This is a genomic window from Hymenobacter sp. UYP22 (assembly GCF_040547285.1).
GTDB lineage: Bacteria > Bacteroidota > Bacteroidia > Cytophagales > Hymenobacteraceae > Hymenobacter.
This window is the reverse complement of sequence record NZ_JBEPPK010000009.1, coordinates 73,809-90,946: the sequence shown is the minus strand read 5'-3', so window position 1 is coordinate 90,946 and position 17,138 is coordinate 73,809. Positions and strand designations below refer to the sequence as shown.

Below are 17,138 nucleotides of genomic sequence, written 5' to 3'. Positions count from 1 at the left end.
TTCCCGCGATGTTCAACTTTTCACTAGTCCCCTACGGGCGAGGCGAACGGCTGGTCCTGCTGGCGCTGCTGCTGGGCGGGGCCCGGCCGGGCCCCGCCCAGCAGCAGCCGGTCGATTCAGTGGTCAGCGCCGCCCGCCCGTCCCCGGATAGTCTGGCGCGGGCCCGGCCGCCGGCCGCCGGCTTCCGCCCCGACACGCTGCTGCCGGCAGCGGCTACTCACTTGGGCCAGGTGCTACTGCTGGAGTTTGCCCGCCAGCCAGTGCTGCTGGCGGGCCTGCCGCTAGCCCGCTATGCCGTGTCGGAAGCGGGCTACGGCCGGGAGCAGGGCGAATTCCGCCGTGCCCAGGACCCCACTCGCGCCCAGGTGGCGCGTCTGCATACCGAAGGGCTGCGCGACTGGAAAGGCTGGCGGCTGCTGGGCCGGTTTCAGTTTGAGCGGCAGTGGCACGACAGTATTCGCTGGAGCCTGGCACCCGGTGTGGCCCCGGCGCGGCCTTACTACGTGGCCGCCCCCCGTCCCGGCAACTGGGACAACTCCGTTTACCGGCTTGGGGCTGCTGGCGTGCGCGGCTGGCTTAAGGGCCGCCTGCTCACGGGTCTGCACCTCGATTTCGACGCGGGCAACTACGCCCGCACCAATGACCCCCGCCCCGAAGTGGTGGGCTATCAGCTGCGCACGGGAGCCTCGGTAGGCTACCAGCTGCGAGCGGACTGGCTGCTGGCCCTGGGTTATACCTATGGCCGCCACACGGAAGATGGCCGCACCCGCTTCGGTTCCGATGCCAACCAGCAGGGAGCGGACACGCCTTTCACGCAGTTCGACGTACTGGGCTACGGGTTTCTGCTGGAAAGCCGAAACGGCTTTTTTGGCGTGCGGGGCCAGCAGCACACCGGCTTGCTAAGCGTGCGCTACGCCGCCGGTCCAGGCACTTACCTGCTCACGGCGACCGGGGGGCACCAGCAGGAAAACTTCGTAAAGAGCGTTGCCAATAGCCTTACCGTTACAAACGGAGAACTGGCCGAGCTGATTGGTTCCTACTCGCTGACCACCGCGCAGCTTCACGCCGCCCGCTTCCACCAGATTGCGCCCGGCCGCCAGCGCTACCAGCGCCTGCATCTGGACTGGGCCCAGGGCCAAGACCGGAACAACACCTTCGGCCTGGGCAATAACTACCTCTACGCCCGTCAGCAGGCCCGCCTGGAAGCCGGCGCCCTGCGCCACCACCCGGCCGGTCACCTGACGGAACTGGGCGGCAGCCTCACCTACCGGGCCGAGCGCCGCGCCGATGGCACCGCCGCCCACCGCCGCCAAACCCGCCGCGCCGGCCTGAGCCTGAGTGCCCGCCACTACCAGCCCCTGCCGGGTGGCACCTGGCGCGGCATCCTGGGCGGGCAAGTGGGGGCGGAAGCAGATGCCGGCAGCAGCCTGGCAGTGCCCGCGCCGCAGCAGAACCGCTTCAGCCGCAACGTCGTGTTCCCGGATTACGCCTACGACCGGCAGCACACTGCCTGGGGCGGCCTCGCGCTGGGTTTGGAACGGCCCGTAACCTCCACCGGGCGGGTGCGCCTGCTGGCCGAGGGCCGCTACCTGGCTCCGTTGACCCAGCGAGCTGATGCGGGGTACCCGACCGGATCTGCCCCGCACGGCTCCCGCTGGGAGGCGCGCCTGAGCCTGCAGGTATTTCATTAGGCGCCCCGCCCGGCCGGGCACAAGTTGAACGCCCTGGTTTTCCCAGGTATTTTTGTGGCTTCTCTTTCCTTTCTTCCCGTTGCTTACTCCGCGTCTGTCTTCCAGTTTGTTGCTGCTGAGTGGGGCCCTGTTTGGCTTCACCGTGCTCCGGCCCCTCGCTGCCGACGACCCCGCCGCCCTGCGCGCCGCCTACAGCCGCCCTCCCACCGAGTGGCCCGCGCCCACCGTCGATTCGGCGGCGCGGCCGCACTTTCGGGAGCTCGGGGAACTGCCCCGCTCGCCCGTAGCCCACACCGATTCGCTTAAACCGCTCATTGAACTGGGAAAAACGCTGTTTTTCGACCCGCGTCTGTCGGGCTCGGGGCAGATTTCCTGCTCAAGCTGCCACGACCCCGAACGCAGCTTCACCGACAATCGCTCCACCTCCGTGGGTCACGGCCACCGCCTGGGCCGACGCAACGCCCCGTCGCTGCTGAACGTGTGGGCCGTGGAGCCCGCCCCCCTGTTCTGGGACGGCCGCGCCGCCACCCTCGAAGAGCAGGCGCTGATGCCCGTGGACGACACCCTGGAGATGCACCAAGTGGTCAGGCGCCTGCCCCGTAAGATCAAGGGTATCAAGGGCTACCATCCGCTGTTCAAGCAGGCCTATGGCACCGCCACCATCGACGGCCGGCGCATTGCCCACGCCCTGGCCACTTTTCAGCGCAGCCTGCAGGGCCGCCGCTCCCGTTTCGATAGATTCCTCAGCGGACACCCCGACGTGTTCACTGACCAAGAGGTGCTGGGCCTGCACCTGTTCCGCACGAAGGCCCGCTGCATCAACTGCCACAACGGCCCGCTGTTCACCGACAATCAGTTCCACAACGATGGTTTGACGTACTACGGCCGTCAACTCCAGGACCTGGGCCGCTACACGGTTACGAAGCGCCCTGGGGATGTGGGCAAATTCCGGACGCCCAGCCTGCGCGAGGTGATGCGCACTCGTCCCTGGATGCACAACGGCCTCTTTGACGAGATGGACGGCGTCCTGAACATGTATAACGTTGGCATGCCCCGCGTGAAGCGCAAAGCCAGCCAGGAAAACGACCCACTGTTTCCTGTTACCTCACCGCTGCTCAAGCCTCTGGGCTTGAGTGAGTCGGAGAAAGAAGCGCTGATTGCTTTTTTGAACAGCATTACCACGACAGCCTACCGCATCGAACGACCAACGCTGCCCCGGTAGGCAACTACCGCCGCTACTTATCCCCTACCAACTGGTTGGGGGATGTTCAATATCTCATTCACCTATAGCGGCCAACGCAGAGTAGCCTGCGGGCTAAATGCGCAACTCCACTTCTGCACAGATTATTTCATTATTTACTGTTGCCCAGCAGCGGCCAGGAGCTTAGAGCTTGGAGAATAGGCCGGCAAACTCGGTTTTGAGGTGGTTGATCGTGGCCCCCCCAATATTGTCGAATACCTTGGACTTGGTCTCGTAGTTGACCAGCAGCTGGTGGGTGGACTTGAGCAGCTTCGTGTAGCTGGCCTCGTCATCGCCCAAGTGCTCCAGCACCGTCCTGATCTGCGAATCGGTAACCTGCAATTTTTGCAGGCGGGCAATGATGCGCTGGTGCAGGGTCGGCATTTCCGCCAGGATGCCCAAGGGCAGCTGAGCCGACTGCTTGTGCTTGGGCCGGCCCTTGGGCGTGATATCCAGGATAGGCGGCTCAGCGGTGCTGCCGGCAATTACGTGCTTGGGAATGGTAAACAGGATCTTGGTTACCTTCCGGCCCACTTTCAGGGGTTCCCAGCTGACCATCCAGCCGATGTCGTGGAGTTCCTTGATGGCCGGCTCCAGCACGTAGCGCTTGAAATCGTAGAAGATGACGTAAGCCGTATCCTCCGTGCCCACGATTTGCTCCCGCAGGTTGTCGATCTCAACCTCCCAGCTGCCCACATCATCCCAGCTGGTAAGCACCCAGTACAGGCGGTGGGCGTGGGCGCTCTTCAGGGTGAGAATGGTTTCGATCTCCACGGTGGTGTACTCACTGGCGAGCTCGAGCAGGAAGGGCTTGATCTCCGGGGCGAAGTTGCCCGTCACGTAGCCCGTACCCTCGTCTATTTCCATGAAGCTGATGATACCGTAGTTTTTGATATTCATCTTACCCCGGGAATTTGTGCGGGCAATACTGACGACCTTGCTCATCAGCGTCTTGCAGGCCGCGTCAATCTGCTCGTAGATGGGCCCTGACTTGGCCTTGGGGATGATCCGCTTCATGGGAATTCGGATCTGGGGCAGCTCCAGGGACTTGGAGTGAATGCACCCCAGGGCCAGAGCAATGATGCGCGCCTCAATATGATTGAGCTTCAGGGGGGACCTGACGAGGATATTTGCTTGCCGGGCCTGGGGATACAGGGACGCTTCCATTGGGGGGCGGATAAAGGCTCCGCCTAATCTACGGAAAAAAACCCTCTTCTTCCGTAGCACCCCTCCACCTTTTTCCCTGAGCATCCGGACGGGTGTAGTTTCTTCCGTAATAGCGGCTGGGTGTAGTTTCTTCCGTAAGTAGTGTAGTTTCTTCCGTAGATGGTGTAGTTTCTTCCGTGATAGGTGTAATCCCTTCCGTAGTTCGGTGTAGTTTCTTCCGTAATTGGGTGTAATCCCTTCCGTAGCAAAGTGTAATTCCTTCCGTAGCACGGTGTATTTTCTTCCGTAGATAAACCGCTTAAATAATTGATTTACAATCGATTATGAGCCCTAGAAGAAAGAAGATAGAAAAGTAGAAAAATGGAAAAGGATTTCTGATTTTTTTGAGAGTTAGAACTCGCCTTTTTCCGCCCTGTCCAGCAGGCCGGCAGCTCCCAGACCAGGGGATACAAGCCTGAAAATTCTCCGGGCAACTACGGAAGAAATTACACCCACCTCTGCTCACCCCCACGAGAGGCAGGAATGCAGTTTCGGACTTGGCCACTGTTCCAGATGCGGGGCGCGAGCGGTATCGCGTAGAATGGGTAACCCAAATTCGCCGTGCGGTAGAGCACTTGCTATAGAGTGCTTACTATGGAACGGCGCTCCCGTTGCTTAGCGCCCAGGAAGGGCAACGGGCCTGCGTGGTGCGCCCGCCCGCCGCGTATGCGGGTTTGAGCCTGTAGCTAGGACGTGAGCAATGCCGATCCAACACTGCTCTAAAGACTGCAACTAACAGCCGGGCGAGGGCGTAGTCAGGTGATAGATAATTCCTACCTTGTGCGGCGTACTACCTAGTATTCTGATGCGTACTTTCCTTGTCTTAGGCGCGCTGTTCTTCTTTCTGCATAGTTCCTGGGCCCCTGCCTGGGGGCAACACGCAGCGAACTGGGGACTGCTGCTCGCCGCGCTTGGCTGGCTGGGTGGCCTGAGTACAAGATCGACAATTCGCCACCAGCGCAACCGCTACTACGATAACGACTACTTCGACCAGCAGCACCGCTAGCAGCACCGCTCAGGTGCTCACCTGCCGGCAACAACCAGCCCCCGGCGCTTCGGCTCGGGGGCTGGTTGTTGCCGGCAGGTCGTGCGGGCCTTTTTCCCCGCTGGTTCTGCTACTGCTCCTACGACCAGAATCGCAAGACCAGAGCCCTCAGAGACGCGGGCCTCGGCGGCGCGGCGGCGCGGGGTCAGGGGTAGGCGTGAGCACAGGCGGCGGGGGCACTTTAGCAACCGGGCTATTCAGCGCTACCAGCTGTATGGCTTGATTGGCCTGGTATAAGCCGGCTATCTCGCGGCCGTGCTGCTGCTCGGCCGGGGTGCCGCGCAGCAGCTGATTTACCGTTTCCTGAAAGATGGGCTTGACGGCCGCTTCAATGCCCTTATTATCGACTTGGCTTTGCTCTAACTTCAGCAGCCAGGCCAGGCGGTGCGTGCGCTCAATGCAGGGCATCACATCGGCCACCTCCAAGGCCCGGCTGGGCCCTTTCAGAATCGAATCCTTGGGTTCAGTCAGGAAGAACTGCGCCCCTACCCCATCGCCGTACTGCAGGTTGTTGCGGGTCAGGCCGTGGCCGAACTCAGCCGGTTGCGCCACCTGAATGTCCTCCGCTTTGATGGGCCGAATTAACCGGTATATCGCTACGTTGGAGCTGTAGAGATGCTCGCCTACTTCAGCCTGGCGGTAAGGCTTTACCTGCAGGGCCTCGGCCAGACTGCGCGCGTTTACTTCCAGGTCCGGGGTCAGGTGCTTGAGCAGCGTGGCAGCATCGGTGAAATAGGGCGAAATGGTCTGTTCGCCTCTCCGAATGTCGGCCTCGGGCCGAAAGTCGAATTGCACTACCAGCGTACCAGCGGGCAGGTCCTGCTGGGGGTGGTGCCACTGATCGACGCCGGGATAGAGAGTGGTGCCCTGGTCAAGAAACGCCTTCCGGGCGGGGGTATCAACGGGGGGTAAGGACGTGGCCACACTTACAGGTTAAAGGTCAGCGGGGCACTTGGCGGCAGGGCCTGGGTAAGGGCCACAAAATTACGGGTGTCCTGCACCGCGTTCTTGGTCAGCAGAATAGTCGGGGGAAAGGTAAACCGCTGACGCAGGGCCTCAATATCAAGGGGCTGGTAAAACGCGTATTCCCCGAAGCCATCCCGGTTGAAGGTGAACTCGTCGCTGCTGGCCGGAGCGTTGCCCAGCGCTTGTAGAAAGTCAATAACTGGCTGCAAATGGGCCGTGCGGGAATCCGGTAGCTTCTCGGCAATCGTCACTTTTTCAAGGGTCTGATCCATAGCGATAGTAGGTTGATATGCCGGCAAGATAGCAGAGTTCGCTAACTGGCGTTGCAGCTGCTGGGCCAAGGCGGGTGAGTGAGCTAGACCGGGGATAAGAGCGGGGGAGGTAACTGGCAGTAACTTATACTACTATCCAACACATGAGCCATACTAAAGTTGTATAAAATACAACTTTAGTATGGCTCATAAACTGACCTGCTAGTTTGCCAATGCACTTAAAGGCCCCGCTGTCAGTGGGCGGAGCTTTGCTGGTAGGTAGACGTATTCCCGTGGTATTTACTACCTGTTGCCCGCACTCTCGGGCAATGAGTGCCTTCGGGCTCGCGTGTCCGAATAAGGGTAGCGCTAGAGCTGGAACAGAAAACAACGCTAAGAGTACTTGCCGTACTATTGGCTGCGTGGAGATCGTTTAACGCCTAACAAATCCTCAATCACTAGCCGAAGACGTTGCGCACCTGCATCCTGAGGATAGACTGAACATTTTATTGCGGCAAGCGTCGTAGGAAATGTGAACAGTGTTCACTTACTTTACATCGCAAAGTAACTAATTTACCACTCGTGGGCATCGCTGAACGGAAAGAGCGCGAAAAGACTGAACGCCGTCAGGCCATTCTGGCCGCGGCGCAACGGCTGTTCAACGAGCAGGGCTTCGACAAGGTGAGCATGCGCAACATCGCCGAGGCCATCGAGTACAGCCCGGCCACCATCTACCTGTACTTCAAAGACAAGAACGAGTTGCTGTTTGCTTTGCAAAACCAGGCGTTCGGGCAACTGCGGCGGGCATTCGAGTCTCTAGAGTCAATCGAGCACCCGGGTGAGCGTCTGCAGGCCCTGTGTCGGCAATACGTGGAATTTGCCATTGAGCACCCGGAGCTGTTTGAGCTTATGTTCATCATGACCGGCCCCATGGAAGCCGTGGAGGCGCAGGGTGAGCGGGCACCGTGGGCCAGCGGGCGGGCCGCATTTGATCGAGTGGTCCAAGCCATTCAACACGGCATGGACACGGGGGTATTTCGCTGCCCAGATGCCGAGGTGGCAGCTCTGATGGCGTGGAGCCAGGTACACGGCTTAGCGGCGCTGTACCTGCGCAAACGGCTGGTCTTTTTTCCCGAAGAAGAACGCATGGCGTACATGAATAAGTCGTTGGCATTATTCAACCACATGCTGGAATACGGTCTGTAACTTTTTTTTACCCCAATAATGAACACTGTTCACTTAATGCCCACTGATAACAAGATCCGTTGGTGGGCCCTGGCCGCGGGGGTACTGGTAGGTGGGCTACTGCCTGACGCCGCTACTGCCCAGCTGGCCAACCGCACCCTGCAGGGCTACGTCGAGCAAGGGCTGGCCCAGAACGTCGGGTTTCGGCGCGAGGCCATTGCCGTAGCCAGCGCCGCTCAGCAGGTGCGGCAGGCGCAGGGCCTCTACCAGCCGCAGGTGCAGCTGGGCGCCACCTACACGCTGGCCAACGGCGGGCGCACCATCAACCTGCCGGTGGGGGATTTGGTGAACCCGGTGTATAGCACCTTGAACACGCTCACCGGCACGAGTCAGTTTCCGCAGATTGCCAACGTGTCGGAGCAGTTATTGCCCAACAACTTCCACGAGACCAAACTCCGCATTATCCAGCCGCTGTTTAACACGGACATTTATTTCAATTACAAGGCCCAGAAGGAGCTGCTCTCGGCCACGCAGGCGCGGCAGGCGGCCTACCGCAACGCCATGCGCCACCAGATTGAGGTGGCCTACTACCAATACCTGCAGGCCGGCGCGGCCGTGAGCGTGTACCAGGCTACGGGCCGGACGCTGGCCGAGCTGCTGCGCGTAAATGAGGCGCGGCTGACGGCGGGCGTCACCACCAACGACGCGGTGTACAACACCAAGGCCCAACTGGCGGCCAACCAGCGGGAGCTGGCCACGGCGGCAAACCGCCGCCAACTGGCCCGCACCAACTTCAACTACCTGCTGGGTCGGCCCCTGGACGACAGCATCGTGGTGGAAGAGCCCACCGGTACCACCCTGGCCGCTACGGCTGCGAACCCGCTGCCGGCCCTGCGCGCCGCCGCCGTGCAGCAGCGCCCCGAGCTGGAGCAGCTGGCCCGGGCCGAAGCCGCCAGCGCCCTGGGCCTGCGCCAGCGCCGCGCCGCCCGCCTCTACCCCCAGCTCAACTGGGTGACGGACTTGGGCTACCAGGGCTTCGGCTACCACTTCGGCGTGGCCCAACAGCGGTTTCAGCTTATGCAGTTTGCCCTGAGCTGGGACCTGTTCCGCGGCGGCATCAAGCGCGGGGAGGAGCAGCTGGCCCGCCTGGCCCTGGACGACGTGCAAGCCCAGCGCGCCGATCTGGTGCAGCGCCTGCAGCTGCAAACCACCCAGGCCTACGACAACCTGGCCTCGGCGCAGGCCGCCAGCACGGCCGCCGCCGCCGCCCAGCTCAACGCCGAGAAAACCCTGCTCTTGGTGCGCCGCCGCTACGGGGAGGGCCAAGCCATCGTGCTGGAGCTGCTCGACGCCACCACCCGCCAGACGGCCGCCCAACTCGCCCGCGTCATCGCCGGCTACGACGTGTACATCCGCGAGGCCGAGCTGCGCCAGGCGCTGGCCACGGAATAACCCTTTTCTCTTCAGACTTCTCGCTCATGCTCTTTTCGATGAACCATCTCGTTACCCTGCTCACCCCGCTGCTGGGGCTGGTGCTGGCGGGTGCCAGCAGCTGCCAGAAAGCCAAATCGGAGGCCGCCGCGGTACCCCCGGCTACCGAATCGCTCGACTACGTAACGCTGGCGCCGGTGCAGCACGCCGCGCTGACCCGCCCCGTGGAAGCGGCTGGCCAGCTCAGCAGCGAATCCGAGGCCCAGCTCTCGTTCAAGACCGGTGGGCTGGTGCGGCGCGTGCTGGTGAAAGAAGGCGACCTGGTGCGCCCAGGCCAGCTGCTGGCCACCCTCGACCTGACCGAAATCAACGCCCAAGTGGCGCAGGCCGAGCAGGGCCAGCAGAAGGCCCGGCGCGACCTGGAGCGCTTCAGCCGCCTGCTGGCCGACAGCGCGGCCCCGCTCGAAGCCGTGCAAAACCTGCGCACGGCCTACGGCGTGGCCCGCGAGCAGGCCCGCATCGCGCGCTTCAACCAGCAGTTCTCCGAAATCCACGCGCCCGTGGCGGGCCGGGTGGTGCGCAAAACCATTAACGAGGGCGAGCTGGCCTCGCCGGGCACCCCGGTGCTGTTTGTAGCCGCCACGGCCGATGGCTGGACCCTGAAAACCGGCGTGGCCGATAAGGACTGGGCACGCGTGCAGGTGGGCGACCCGGCCACCGTGCGCCTCGATGCCTACCCCGGCCGCACCTTCCGGGGCCGTGTGCGCCGCCGCGCCGCCGGGGCCGACCCGGCCACGGGCACCTGGCAGCTGGACGTGCAGGTGCTACTCCAGCCAGACGCGCCATTAGCCACCGGCTTGTTTGCCCAGGCCACCCTGCAGCCCCAGCAACGGGCCTCCTACCAGGTGATTCCGGCTGGCGCGGTGGTGGAGGGCAACGGGGATGACGCCTTTGTATTTGCCCCCGCCGCAGGAGGCCGCGTGCGCAAGCTGCCGGTGCGCATCGCCTTTATGGATGGCGAGCGGGTGTACGTGCGCAGTGGCCTGGAAACCATCCCGCAGGTCGTGGCCGAGGGCTCGGGCTTCCTGACGGAGTACTCGACCATTCAGGTGCGCTAATCCTTTTACTACTCAGCCGCATGCGTCGCTTTATCAGCTTTTTTGTTCACAACCGCTCGTTCACCGCCATCCTGTTCGTGGCGCTGCTGGCGGCCGGGGTAAATGCCCTGCTCACCATGCCCCGGGGCGAAGACCCGGAGGTGGATTTTCCCAACTTCACGGTGGTGGTGGTATACCCGGGCGCCTCGCCGGCCGAGGTGGAGGACCAGGTGTTGCAGCCGCTCGAAAAGCGCTTCAACGCCCTCGACAACGTGAAGAAAATCAACTCCACGGCCGACGACGGGCTGGCCATCATCCGGGTGGAGTACGACTTCAGCCAGGACCCCGACGAGAAGTACCAGGAGATGGTGCGCGAGATGGGCGCCGCCGCCCCCGAGCTGCCGGCGGGCGTGCTATCCACCGAAATCAAGCGCTTTCAGTCCTCGGACGTGAACGTGTACCAGTACGTGCTGCTGAGCCCCAACGCCTCGTATGCCAAGCTGGAAAAGTGGGCCGAAAAGCTCCAGGATAAGCTGGAGCAGCAGGTGCCGGGCTTCAAGGACGTGGACACCTGGGGCTACCCCCAGCGCGAGGTGCGCGTAGCGCTGGACCTGGAAAAGCTGGCCACCCGGCGCATTCCGGCCGCCGCCGTGCTCGTGGCATTACAAAGCGAGAACCTCAACCTGCCGGGCGGCGCGGTCATTGCCGGCCGGCGGCGCTTCAACCTCAAGACCAGCGGCGAGCTGCGCAGCCTCGCGGACATCCAGAACATTGTGGTGTACGCCCAGAACGGCAACAACCTGCGGCTGCGCGACGTGGCCGACGTGCGCTTTGCCTACGAGGAAGCCCGCCACATCACCCGCCTCGACGGGGTGCGGGGCGTGCTGGTGACGGCCAGCCAGAAAACGGGGCAGAACATCTTCAACGTGGCCGAGCAGGCCGAGCCGGTGATGGATGCCTTCGCCAAAACCCTGCCCCGCGACCTGCGGCTGGTGAAGACCTTCGACCAGCCCGCCAGTGTGCGGGTGCGGCTGGCGCGGCTGGGCAAGGACTTCGGGCTGGCCATTCTGCTGGTGAGCCTGACGCTGCTGCCCCTGGGTTGGCGCGCGGCGCTCGTAGTCATGATTTCCATTCCGCTCTCGCTGAGCCTGGGCTTGTTTGCGCTGGACTCACTGGGCTTTACCATTAACCAGCTCAGCATCGTGGGCCTGATTGTGGCCTTGGGAATTCTGGTAGATGACGCCATCGTGGTGGTCGAAAATATTGAGCGGGTGCTGCGCGGCGGGGGCTCGCGCCGGGAGGCCGTCATCGAAGCCACCAGCCAGCTGGGTTTGGCCGTGATTGGGGTCACACTCACGCTCGTCATTGCCTTCGTGCCGCTGCTGCTGCTGCCGGCGGGACCGGGCGCCTTTTTGCGCAGCCTGCCGCTGGCCGTTGTCACGGCCGTCAGCGCGTCGCTGCTGGTGTCGCTCACTATCGTGCCGTTCTTGTCGGTGCTGCTGCTGCGCGCCCACCACAACCCAGAGGGGAATTTCCTGCTGCGGGCCATTCACCGGGGCGTGGACGTAAGCTACGGCCGCCTGATGCACGCGGCCCTGCGCTGGCCCAAGCTCGCGCTGCTGGTGGCCTTTGGGCTGGTGGTCCTGGGGCTGGGGCTGACCGTGCCCCGCATGGGCTTCAGCTTGTTTCCGCAGGCCGAAAAGCCACAGTTTCTGGTGAACGTGGAGATGCCCACCACGGCCGGCCTGGCCGAAACCGACCGCATCACGCGCGCCGTGGAGCGGGTGCTGGCCCGCCAGCCGGAAGTGACGCACTTCACCACGAACGTGGGCAAGGGCCAGCCCGTGGTGTATTACAACGTGCCCCAGCGCAGCGAGCAGCCCAACTTCGCCCAAATCTTCGTGCAGTGCCACGCCGACACCTGGGACGAGAAAAACGTGCTGGTGCAGCGCCTGCGCCGCCTGCTGGCCGCCGTGTCCGGGGCCCGCGTGGAGGTCAAGGACTTCGAGCAGGGCCCGCCGCTGGAAGCGCCCGTGGCCGTGCGCATTTTTGGCGAAAACCTGGACACGCTGCGCCGCCTCTCCTTTCTGGTGGAGCGCGAGATGCGCGCCGTGCCGGGCACTACCTACTTCTACAATCCGGTCTCGACCCGCAGCACCGACCTGCGCGTGGTGATTAACCGCGAGAAAGCCGGCCTGCTGGGCATTGCCACCGCCGACATCGACCGCACCGTGCGCCTGGCCGTGGCCGGCATTCCGGCCGCCGAGCTCACGCCCGGCAACGACGAGGACAAACTGCCGGTGAACGTGACCCTGGCGCGGCCCGCTTACCAGCAGCTGGCCGTGCTCGACCGCCTGTACGTGCCCACCGCCACGGGCCGCGTGGTGCCCCTGCGCGAGGTGGCCGACGTGCGCTTCGAAACCGCCGTGCCCGCCATCCGCCACCTCGACCAGGCCCGCTACACCACCGTCAACGCCTACGCCCAGGACGGCTACCTCTACGGCACGCTGCAAAAAGCCACTGAGGAGCGGCTGAATAAGCTGAAGTTTCCAGCGGGCTACTCCTTCAAAATGGCGGGCGAGCAGGAAAACAAGAACGACGCGCTCGACGGCTTCGGTACCACCATTCTGCTTTCGGCCTTCGCCTTCGTGCTGGTGCTGGTGCTGGAGTTCGGCAGCCTCAAGAGTACGCTCATTGTGCTGTCGGTGATTCCGCTGGGGGCCGTGGGTGGGGTGGTGGCGTTGCACCTGGCGGGCTATCCGTTCTCGCTCACGGCCATCATCGGCTTCGTGGCGCTGGTAGGCATTGAAATCAAGAACTCCATCCTGCTGGTCGACTACACCAACTACCTGCGCACCCAGGGCCGGGAGCTGAACGCGGCCATCGAGGAAGCCGGCGAAACCCGCTTCATTCCCATTCTGCTCACCACGCTCACGGCCATCGGCGGCTTGATTCCGCTGCTGCTGGAGCCGGCCCCGCTCTACACGCCGCTGGCCTGGGTGCTGGTGGGCGGCCTGACGTCCTCGCTGCTGCTCTCGCGCATCGTCACGCCGGTGCTCTACCAGCTCTTCCCGCCCCAGGTAGCGGTGCTGGCTGACGAGGCCGCGCCCGCGCTGGAAGCCGCCGCCTGACCCACGCCGGGCGCCCGCCCGGCACGTGGCTAGGCCCTATTCTTCACCCTTCGCTATGCTTAACATCCCCAAGTTCGGACCGTACGCCCAAACCGTCGCCCAGCGCCAGGCCATTGTGGAACGCATGCTGGACTACTTCGCCCAACTACACCTCAAGCTGCCGGCTCACGCGGATGATTTGCACCACCGCTACGTAGCGGGCGAGCTAAGCTGGCTGGAAGTATGTGAGCTACGCAGCAACCCCGTGCAGGTGACGGTCATGCCAGCGCAACCCGCGTAGCCGGTCCGCGGCCACTTCTCCCCCTTTTGCCAAGATAGATGCTACATGACTACGTCGCGGACCAGCGGGGCGAGGCCGCCGCGTAAGCGGTACCTTACTAGCTCATCCGTTTTCTTACCCCCTACCGCCTATGACTTCCCGCACCCGCACGTTTTCGTGGCACGACCCACTGGTCGGTGCCCAGGCCGCCCGCAACCTGAGCGGGAGCGACTACCTGGCCGCCATGAGCCGGGGCGAGTACCCGCTGCCGCCCTTGATGCACACGCTCGGCTTCGATCACCTGCCGCCCACTGTGGAGCCCGGCAAGGTGACGTTTTACCTGGAGCCGCAGGAATACCACTACAACCCCATCGGCTCGGTGCACGGCGGCGTATTTGCGGCCCTGCTCGACTCGGCCATGGGCTGCGCCGTACACACCACACTACCGGCCGGTGTCGGCTACACCACGCTGGAGTTGAAAGTTAACTTCGTACGGCCCCTCACGGCGACTACGGGGCTCGTGAGTTGTGAGGGACTGGTGCTGTCGAGCGGGCGGCAGGTGGCCACGGCCGAGGGCCGCATCACCGATGCCGCCGGCAAGCTCTACGCCCACGCCACCACCACCTGCCTTCTGCTGCGGCCGTAGGGCGCAGGGCCCCTTGCACATTGGCATAAGCGCGCCAGTTAAGGCGTTACCATTCCCTGATATTATGCCCGTAGCGGCCGCAGCACCTCCTATCGTCTTCATCACGGGAGCCTTCGTAACCACCGCCTGCTGGGACGAGTGGAAGCAGTTTTTCGAGGCGCAGGGCTATACCTGCTACGCTCCCGCCTGGCCCCACAAAGCTGCCCCGGCGGCGGAGTTGCGTCGCCAGCACCCGCACTCGCCCATTGCCCAAAGCGGCCTGGCCGATGTGCTGCGGGTATACGCGGAGTTCATCCGCCAGCTGCCGGTAAGGCCCATCGTCATCGGGCATTCCTACGGCGGCCTACTGGTGCAGCTGCTGCTGCAGCAAGACCTGGTCGCGGCGGCTGTGGCCATTGAGTCGGCCCCGCCGCTGGGCGTGGTGGCGTGGAGCTGGCCGATGGTGCGGGCCGTGCTGCCCATGCTGGGACTGTTTTCCTCGGTGAGGACCACTTTCCTGCCCACCTTCGCGCAGTGGCAGCGCTACATCGCCAACGGCCTACCGCTGGCCGCCCAGCAGCATACCTACGAGCACCTGCTGGCCCCGGAATCCAAGCAAGTAATCCGCGACGTGCTCAGCCTGCAGGCCCACATCGATTTTAACCGTCCGCACGCGCCGTTGCTGTTTCTGGCGGGCGGTAATGACCGCCTGATGCCCGCCGTGCTCAACCGGGCCAACTACCGGCGCTACCGGCACGCTGGCTCCATCCGGGCGTATCAGGAGCTGCCCGGCCGTAACCACGCCCTGCTAGGCCAGCCTACGTGGCGGGAGGACGCGGCCCTGGTACTGGACTGGGTGGCCAGCCTGGAGCCGCCGCCGCTCAGCCGGTGCGTATAATGAAGGTGTATGCCCCAACCGTCCAAGGGGGGCTCATCGTCAACCCACTTGCCTCTGGGATCGGCCCAGGGGCTTCTCGAAGGAAGCGCTGCTGACCGCCGCGCGAGGCGAACGGCGTACGGATCTCAGCCACCCGGTGCACGCCCCCACCCGCGCCTCCGCGCCAGCGTTGGTGGCTGCCGGCGCAGGCCCGCAACCTGGGCCTGAAAACCGTCGCTCGGGCTGATGTGCCGGCCCTGACGCCGGCGTGCTTGCTGTGGGTGCAGTAGCACTACCTGCGGGCGGAAACCCTGACGGCGGCCAACATCCGGGAGGTGGAAGCACAGGCGCAAGTCTGGGGCGGCGGGGAGGTGGCGGCGGCCGACGGCCTGCGCTTTGTGGTGCCCGGGCGCACGGTGCACGCGGGCCGCGCCGTCGCCCGGGTGGTGTTTCATGGTAAGAAAAGCGAACTACGCCAGCGCTACCGCGATGGCATGGAAGACCAGCTCGGCGCGCTCGGGTTAGTAGGCAACGCGCTAGTATTGTGGAACACGCGCTACTTGCAGCGGGCCCTGGAGTACTCTGCGCCTGATGACGTAGGGGCTTATCAAGCACAGCCTGGTGGATGAAGCAAGGTTGGACTACTTACTGAAATCCGGGGCGGAGGCCCTAGTGCCAACCGAACAGCTAGCTGGCCTCGTTGTCGGTCTGGGAATCGGTAATGCTCACGCTCATTTCGTAGCGGTCTGCCTCGGCGGGAGCTCCGCTGGGGGGCGTAATGATGACTTCGTAGCGGTCCGTACCATACTCAGCGTAGATGCGGTTTTGAGCTGCACGAAGTGCTTCATCCATACTGCTGGCACCCGTTACGGTAATGCTGGTGGCGTGCGAGCCGGGACCGGGACTGTCAAAGAATACTTCCATGTAGGCTAGGCTAAGGATCAAAAGGGAAAACAAGAACGGCTTACGGCTTAGGCCTCCACCAGCCCGGGTTGCTGTCGTCGTTCCGTATGATTTTCCTGGTTTTTCAGGCTCTCGACGATGATTAATTTCGTAGCGGATGGGCATTATATACCGATAACAGGAGTAAGTGGCAGCACCGGCCACGGCCACCCAGGGTGCAACCAGTGCACGAAAACGGCAGCCGCTCCACTTACCACCAGTAAGATTGCAGTAAACCACTCGCTCAGTTTGCGGCGCTCATCTGTCATTGTAAAGATTGGGATAAGTAGCTTGTCACGATGCCCGCCACCATCTAGCAGCTCCTGCATACGGTGGGTGATAGGCGGCGGGTAGCGCAGTACATACGTGGGCCAGTCGAAAAAGTGGGCTATCAAACAGCTGGCTAAGTAGTAGCATAAGAAGTGGCCCCGTAACGGCAACTCAGTTAGTTGACCGAGCATCAGCCGACTGCCGGTAGGAGCTGCACCTAGGGTAGGATGCTCCTGGTGGCTAGGGCTGACGAGTTGGCCGACCTAACGTCGGTGGGGGGGGCGTAATCGGGTTTTTTATCTGGCGCTCCGCTAGCCTTGTTACCGTGAGCAGGTCGGTGTGCCCGTACGCGGCTACGCGTAGCAGTTCGGCTACCGTGAAGGTGGCCGGGTTCCGTAACCGGGTAGTCAGGGTACGGGGGTTGATGTCAAGGGCCTTGGCCGTTTTACCGCGCTCCCCCAGGGAATGAATAAACTCGGCTATGGTGTCGAAGGGCAATTTCTTGGGCATTCTTCAGTAGCACTAGCTGTCACGGGGTAGAGTAATCCCTGCAATTTCAGCAGCATTACGGCCTGCTCCTGGTGGAAGATTTACTTATTTGCCCCGGTGGCTAGGGAGCCTCCTGGCTCAACGGTAAGCTGGCCAGCACTAGCCAGCACTAGCAAGCAGAACCAGTAATCAGGCGCCAGGGCTGGTCGGCGGGGCATAGCCGCTGCAGCGGTTGTCACGGACTGGGCCGTTCAGGCAGATGTGGGTCTGGCGGTGCGAAAGGATAGAAATGGTAAGCCAGCCGGCCAGCTGCTACCCCTACAGCTATAAGCCAGGCCCGCGGTAGCCTGCAGTAGCTACGAGGAAAGGAATTACTAGGGTGTAAGCCCAGTGTGCAGCCCAAGGAGCTTGTTTGTGGGTAGTTGGCCCGTTC

The 17,138-nt window shown here is 63.1% G+C and carries 15 protein-coding genes and 1 pseudogene; 11 read left to right on the top strand and 5 right to left on the bottom strand.

What is annotated here, in order from left to right; all coding sequences use genetic code 11:
- Nucleotides 1-8 precede the first annotated feature (8 nt).
- Nucleotides 9-1,691 carry a DUF6850 family outer membrane beta-barrel protein gene (locus ABIB60_RS14795; RefSeq protein ID WP_354580951.1) on the top strand — a complete coding sequence of 561 codons (1,683 nt, stop codon included), beginning with the start codon at nucleotides 9-11 and terminating at the stop codon, nucleotides 1,689-1,691.
- A 79-nt stretch (nucleotides 1,692-1,770) separates the two neighbouring features.
- Nucleotides 1,771-2,913, top strand: a complete 1,143-nt coding sequence (locus ABIB60_RS14790) for a cytochrome-c peroxidase (protein ID WP_354580949.1) — start codon at nucleotides 1,771-1,773, stop codon at nucleotides 2,911-2,913.
- 162 nt (nucleotides 2,914-3,075) lie between these two features.
- Here the strand turns inward: ABIB60_RS14790 and ABIB60_RS14785 are convergent, their stop codons facing one another.
- Nucleotides 3,076-4,098 (bottom strand): replication initiation protein, encoded by a 1,023-nt coding sequence (locus tag ABIB60_RS14785; RefSeq protein WP_354580948.1) that lies wholly within the window; start codon nucleotides 4,096-4,098, stop codon nucleotides 3,076-3,078.
- A gap of 844 nt (nucleotides 4,099-4,942) precedes the next feature.
- Between ABIB60_RS14785 and ABIB60_RS14780 the strand changes: the two genes are divergently transcribed.
- The gene (locus tag ABIB60_RS14780) at nucleotides 4,943-5,143 is read left to right on the top strand and encodes a hypothetical protein (RefSeq protein WP_354580946.1); all 201 of its coding nucleotides are present in this window, start codon (nucleotides 4,943-4,945) and stop codon (nucleotides 5,141-5,143) included.
- Nucleotides 5,144-5,290: 147 nt separating this feature from the next.
- Here ABIB60_RS14780 and ABIB60_RS14775 read toward each other — a convergent pair whose 3' ends face one another.
- Nucleotides 5,291-6,106, bottom strand: a complete 816-nt coding sequence (locus ABIB60_RS14775; protein WP_354580944.1) for a hypothetical protein — start codon at nucleotides 6,104-6,106, stop codon at nucleotides 5,291-5,293.
- A gap of 2 nt (nucleotides 6,107-6,108) precedes the next feature.
- Nucleotides 6,109-6,420, bottom strand: a complete 312-nt coding sequence (locus ABIB60_RS14770) for a hypothetical protein (protein WP_354580942.1) — start codon at nucleotides 6,418-6,420, stop codon at nucleotides 6,109-6,111.
- A gap of 561 nt (nucleotides 6,421-6,981) precedes the next feature.
- Here ABIB60_RS14770 and ABIB60_RS14765 point away from each other — a divergent pair.
- The 8 genes and pseudogenes from ABIB60_RS14765 to ABIB60_RS14725 all read left to right on the top strand — a co-directional run.
- Nucleotides 6,982-7,605, top strand: a complete 624-nt coding sequence (locus ABIB60_RS14765) for a TetR/AcrR family transcriptional regulator (RefSeq protein ID WP_354580940.1) — start codon at nucleotides 6,982-6,984, stop codon at nucleotides 7,603-7,605.
- Nucleotides 7,606-7,623: 18 nt separating this feature from the next.
- Complete coding sequence (locus tag ABIB60_RS14760) at nucleotides 7,624-9,036, top strand: TolC family protein (protein WP_354580938.1); 1,413 nt, start codon at nucleotides 7,624-7,626, stop codon at nucleotides 9,034-9,036.
- Nucleotides 9,037-9,074: 38 nt separating this feature from the next.
- Complete coding sequence (locus ABIB60_RS14755) at nucleotides 9,075-10,133, top strand: efflux RND transporter periplasmic adaptor subunit (protein ID WP_354580937.1); 1,059 nt, start codon at nucleotides 9,075-9,077, stop codon at nucleotides 10,131-10,133.
- A gap of 20 nt (nucleotides 10,134-10,153) precedes the next feature.
- Nucleotides 10,154-13,243 (top strand): efflux RND transporter permease subunit, encoded by a 3,090-nt coding sequence (locus tag ABIB60_RS14750; RefSeq protein ID WP_354580936.1) that lies wholly within the window; start codon nucleotides 10,154-10,156, stop codon nucleotides 13,241-13,243.
- Nucleotides 13,244-13,298: 55 nt separating this feature from the next.
- Nucleotides 13,299-13,523 carry a hypothetical protein gene (locus ABIB60_RS14745; protein WP_354580934.1) on the top strand — a complete coding sequence of 75 codons (225 nt, stop codon included), beginning with the start codon at nucleotides 13,299-13,301 and terminating at the stop codon, nucleotides 13,521-13,523.
- Between the two features lie 130 nt (nucleotides 13,524-13,653).
- Nucleotides 13,654-14,148, top strand: coding sequence for a PaaI family thioesterase (locus ABIB60_RS14740; protein ID WP_354580932.1), 495 nt, complete (start codon nucleotides 13,654-13,656; stop codon nucleotides 14,146-14,148).
- Nucleotides 14,149-14,212: 64 nt separating this feature from the next.
- Nucleotides 14,213-15,025 carry an alpha/beta hydrolase gene (locus ABIB60_RS14735; protein ID WP_354580931.1) on the top strand — a complete coding sequence of 271 codons (813 nt, stop codon included), beginning with the start codon at nucleotides 14,213-14,215 and terminating at the stop codon, nucleotides 15,023-15,025.
- 410 nt (nucleotides 15,026-15,435) lie between these two features.
- Nucleotides 15,436-15,579 (top strand): annotated as a pseudogene (locus tag ABIB60_RS14725) (Tn3 family transposase); the annotation flags it as partial.
- Nucleotides 15,580-15,691: 112 nt separating this feature from the next.
- Here ABIB60_RS14725 and ABIB60_RS14720 read toward each other — a convergent pair.
- Together ABIB60_RS14720 and ABIB60_RS14715 are read right to left on the bottom strand one after the other, a co-directional pair.
- The gene (locus ABIB60_RS14720; RefSeq protein ID WP_354580930.1) at nucleotides 15,692-15,928 is read right to left on the bottom strand and encodes a hypothetical protein; all 237 of its coding nucleotides are present in this window, start codon (nucleotides 15,926-15,928) and stop codon (nucleotides 15,692-15,694) included.
- A gap of 528 nt (nucleotides 15,929-16,456) precedes the next feature.
- Nucleotides 16,457-16,726 carry a hypothetical protein gene (locus tag ABIB60_RS14715; protein WP_354580928.1) on the bottom strand — a complete coding sequence of 90 codons (270 nt, stop codon included), beginning with the start codon at nucleotides 16,724-16,726 and terminating at the stop codon, nucleotides 16,457-16,459.
- Nucleotides 16,727-17,138: the final 412 nt, after the last annotated feature.

Bases quoted from the DNA above. Each gene is read 5' to 3' on its own strand.
- ABIB60_RS14715 (WP_354580928.1), bottom strand. From the start codon at position 16,726: ATGCCCAAGAAATTGCCCTTCGACACCATAGCCGAGTTTATTCATTCC.
- ABIB60_RS14785 (WP_354580948.1), bottom strand. From the start codon at position 4,098: ATGGAAGCGTCCCTGTATCCCCAGGCCCGGCAAGCAAATATCCTCGTC.
- ABIB60_RS14735 (WP_354580931.1), top strand. From the start codon at position 14,213: ATGCCCGTAGCGGCCGCAGCACCTCCTATCGTCTTCATCACGGGAGCC.
- ABIB60_RS14745 (WP_354580934.1), top strand. From the start codon at position 13,299: ATGCTTAACATCCCCAAGTTCGGACCGTACGCCCAAACCGTCGCCCAG.
- ABIB60_RS14755 (WP_354580937.1), top strand. From the start codon at position 9,075: ATGAACCATCTCGTTACCCTGCTCACCCCGCTGCTGGGGCTGGTGCTG.
- ABIB60_RS14770 (WP_354580942.1), bottom strand. From the start codon at position 6,420: ATGGATCAGACCCTTGAAAAAGTGACGATTGCCGAGAAGCTACCGGAT.
- ABIB60_RS14795 (WP_354580951.1), top strand. From the start codon at position 9: ATGTTCAACTTTTCACTAGTCCCCTACGGGCGAGGCGAACGGCTGGTC.
- ABIB60_RS14780 (WP_354580946.1), top strand. From the start codon at position 4,943: ATGCGTACTTTCCTTGTCTTAGGCGCGCTGTTCTTCTTTCTGCATAGT.
- ABIB60_RS14760 (WP_354580938.1), top strand. From the start codon at position 7,624: ATGAACACTGTTCACTTAATGCCCACTGATAACAAGATCCGTTGGTGG.
- ABIB60_RS14750 (WP_354580936.1), top strand. From the start codon at position 10,154: ATGCGTCGCTTTATCAGCTTTTTTGTTCACAACCGCTCGTTCACCGCC.
- ABIB60_RS14720 (WP_354580930.1), bottom strand. From the start codon at position 15,928: ATGGAAGTATTCTTTGACAGTCCCGGTCCCGGCTCGCACGCCACCAGC.
- ABIB60_RS14740 (WP_354580932.1), top strand. From the start codon at position 13,654: ATGACTTCCCGCACCCGCACGTTTTCGTGGCACGACCCACTGGTCGGT.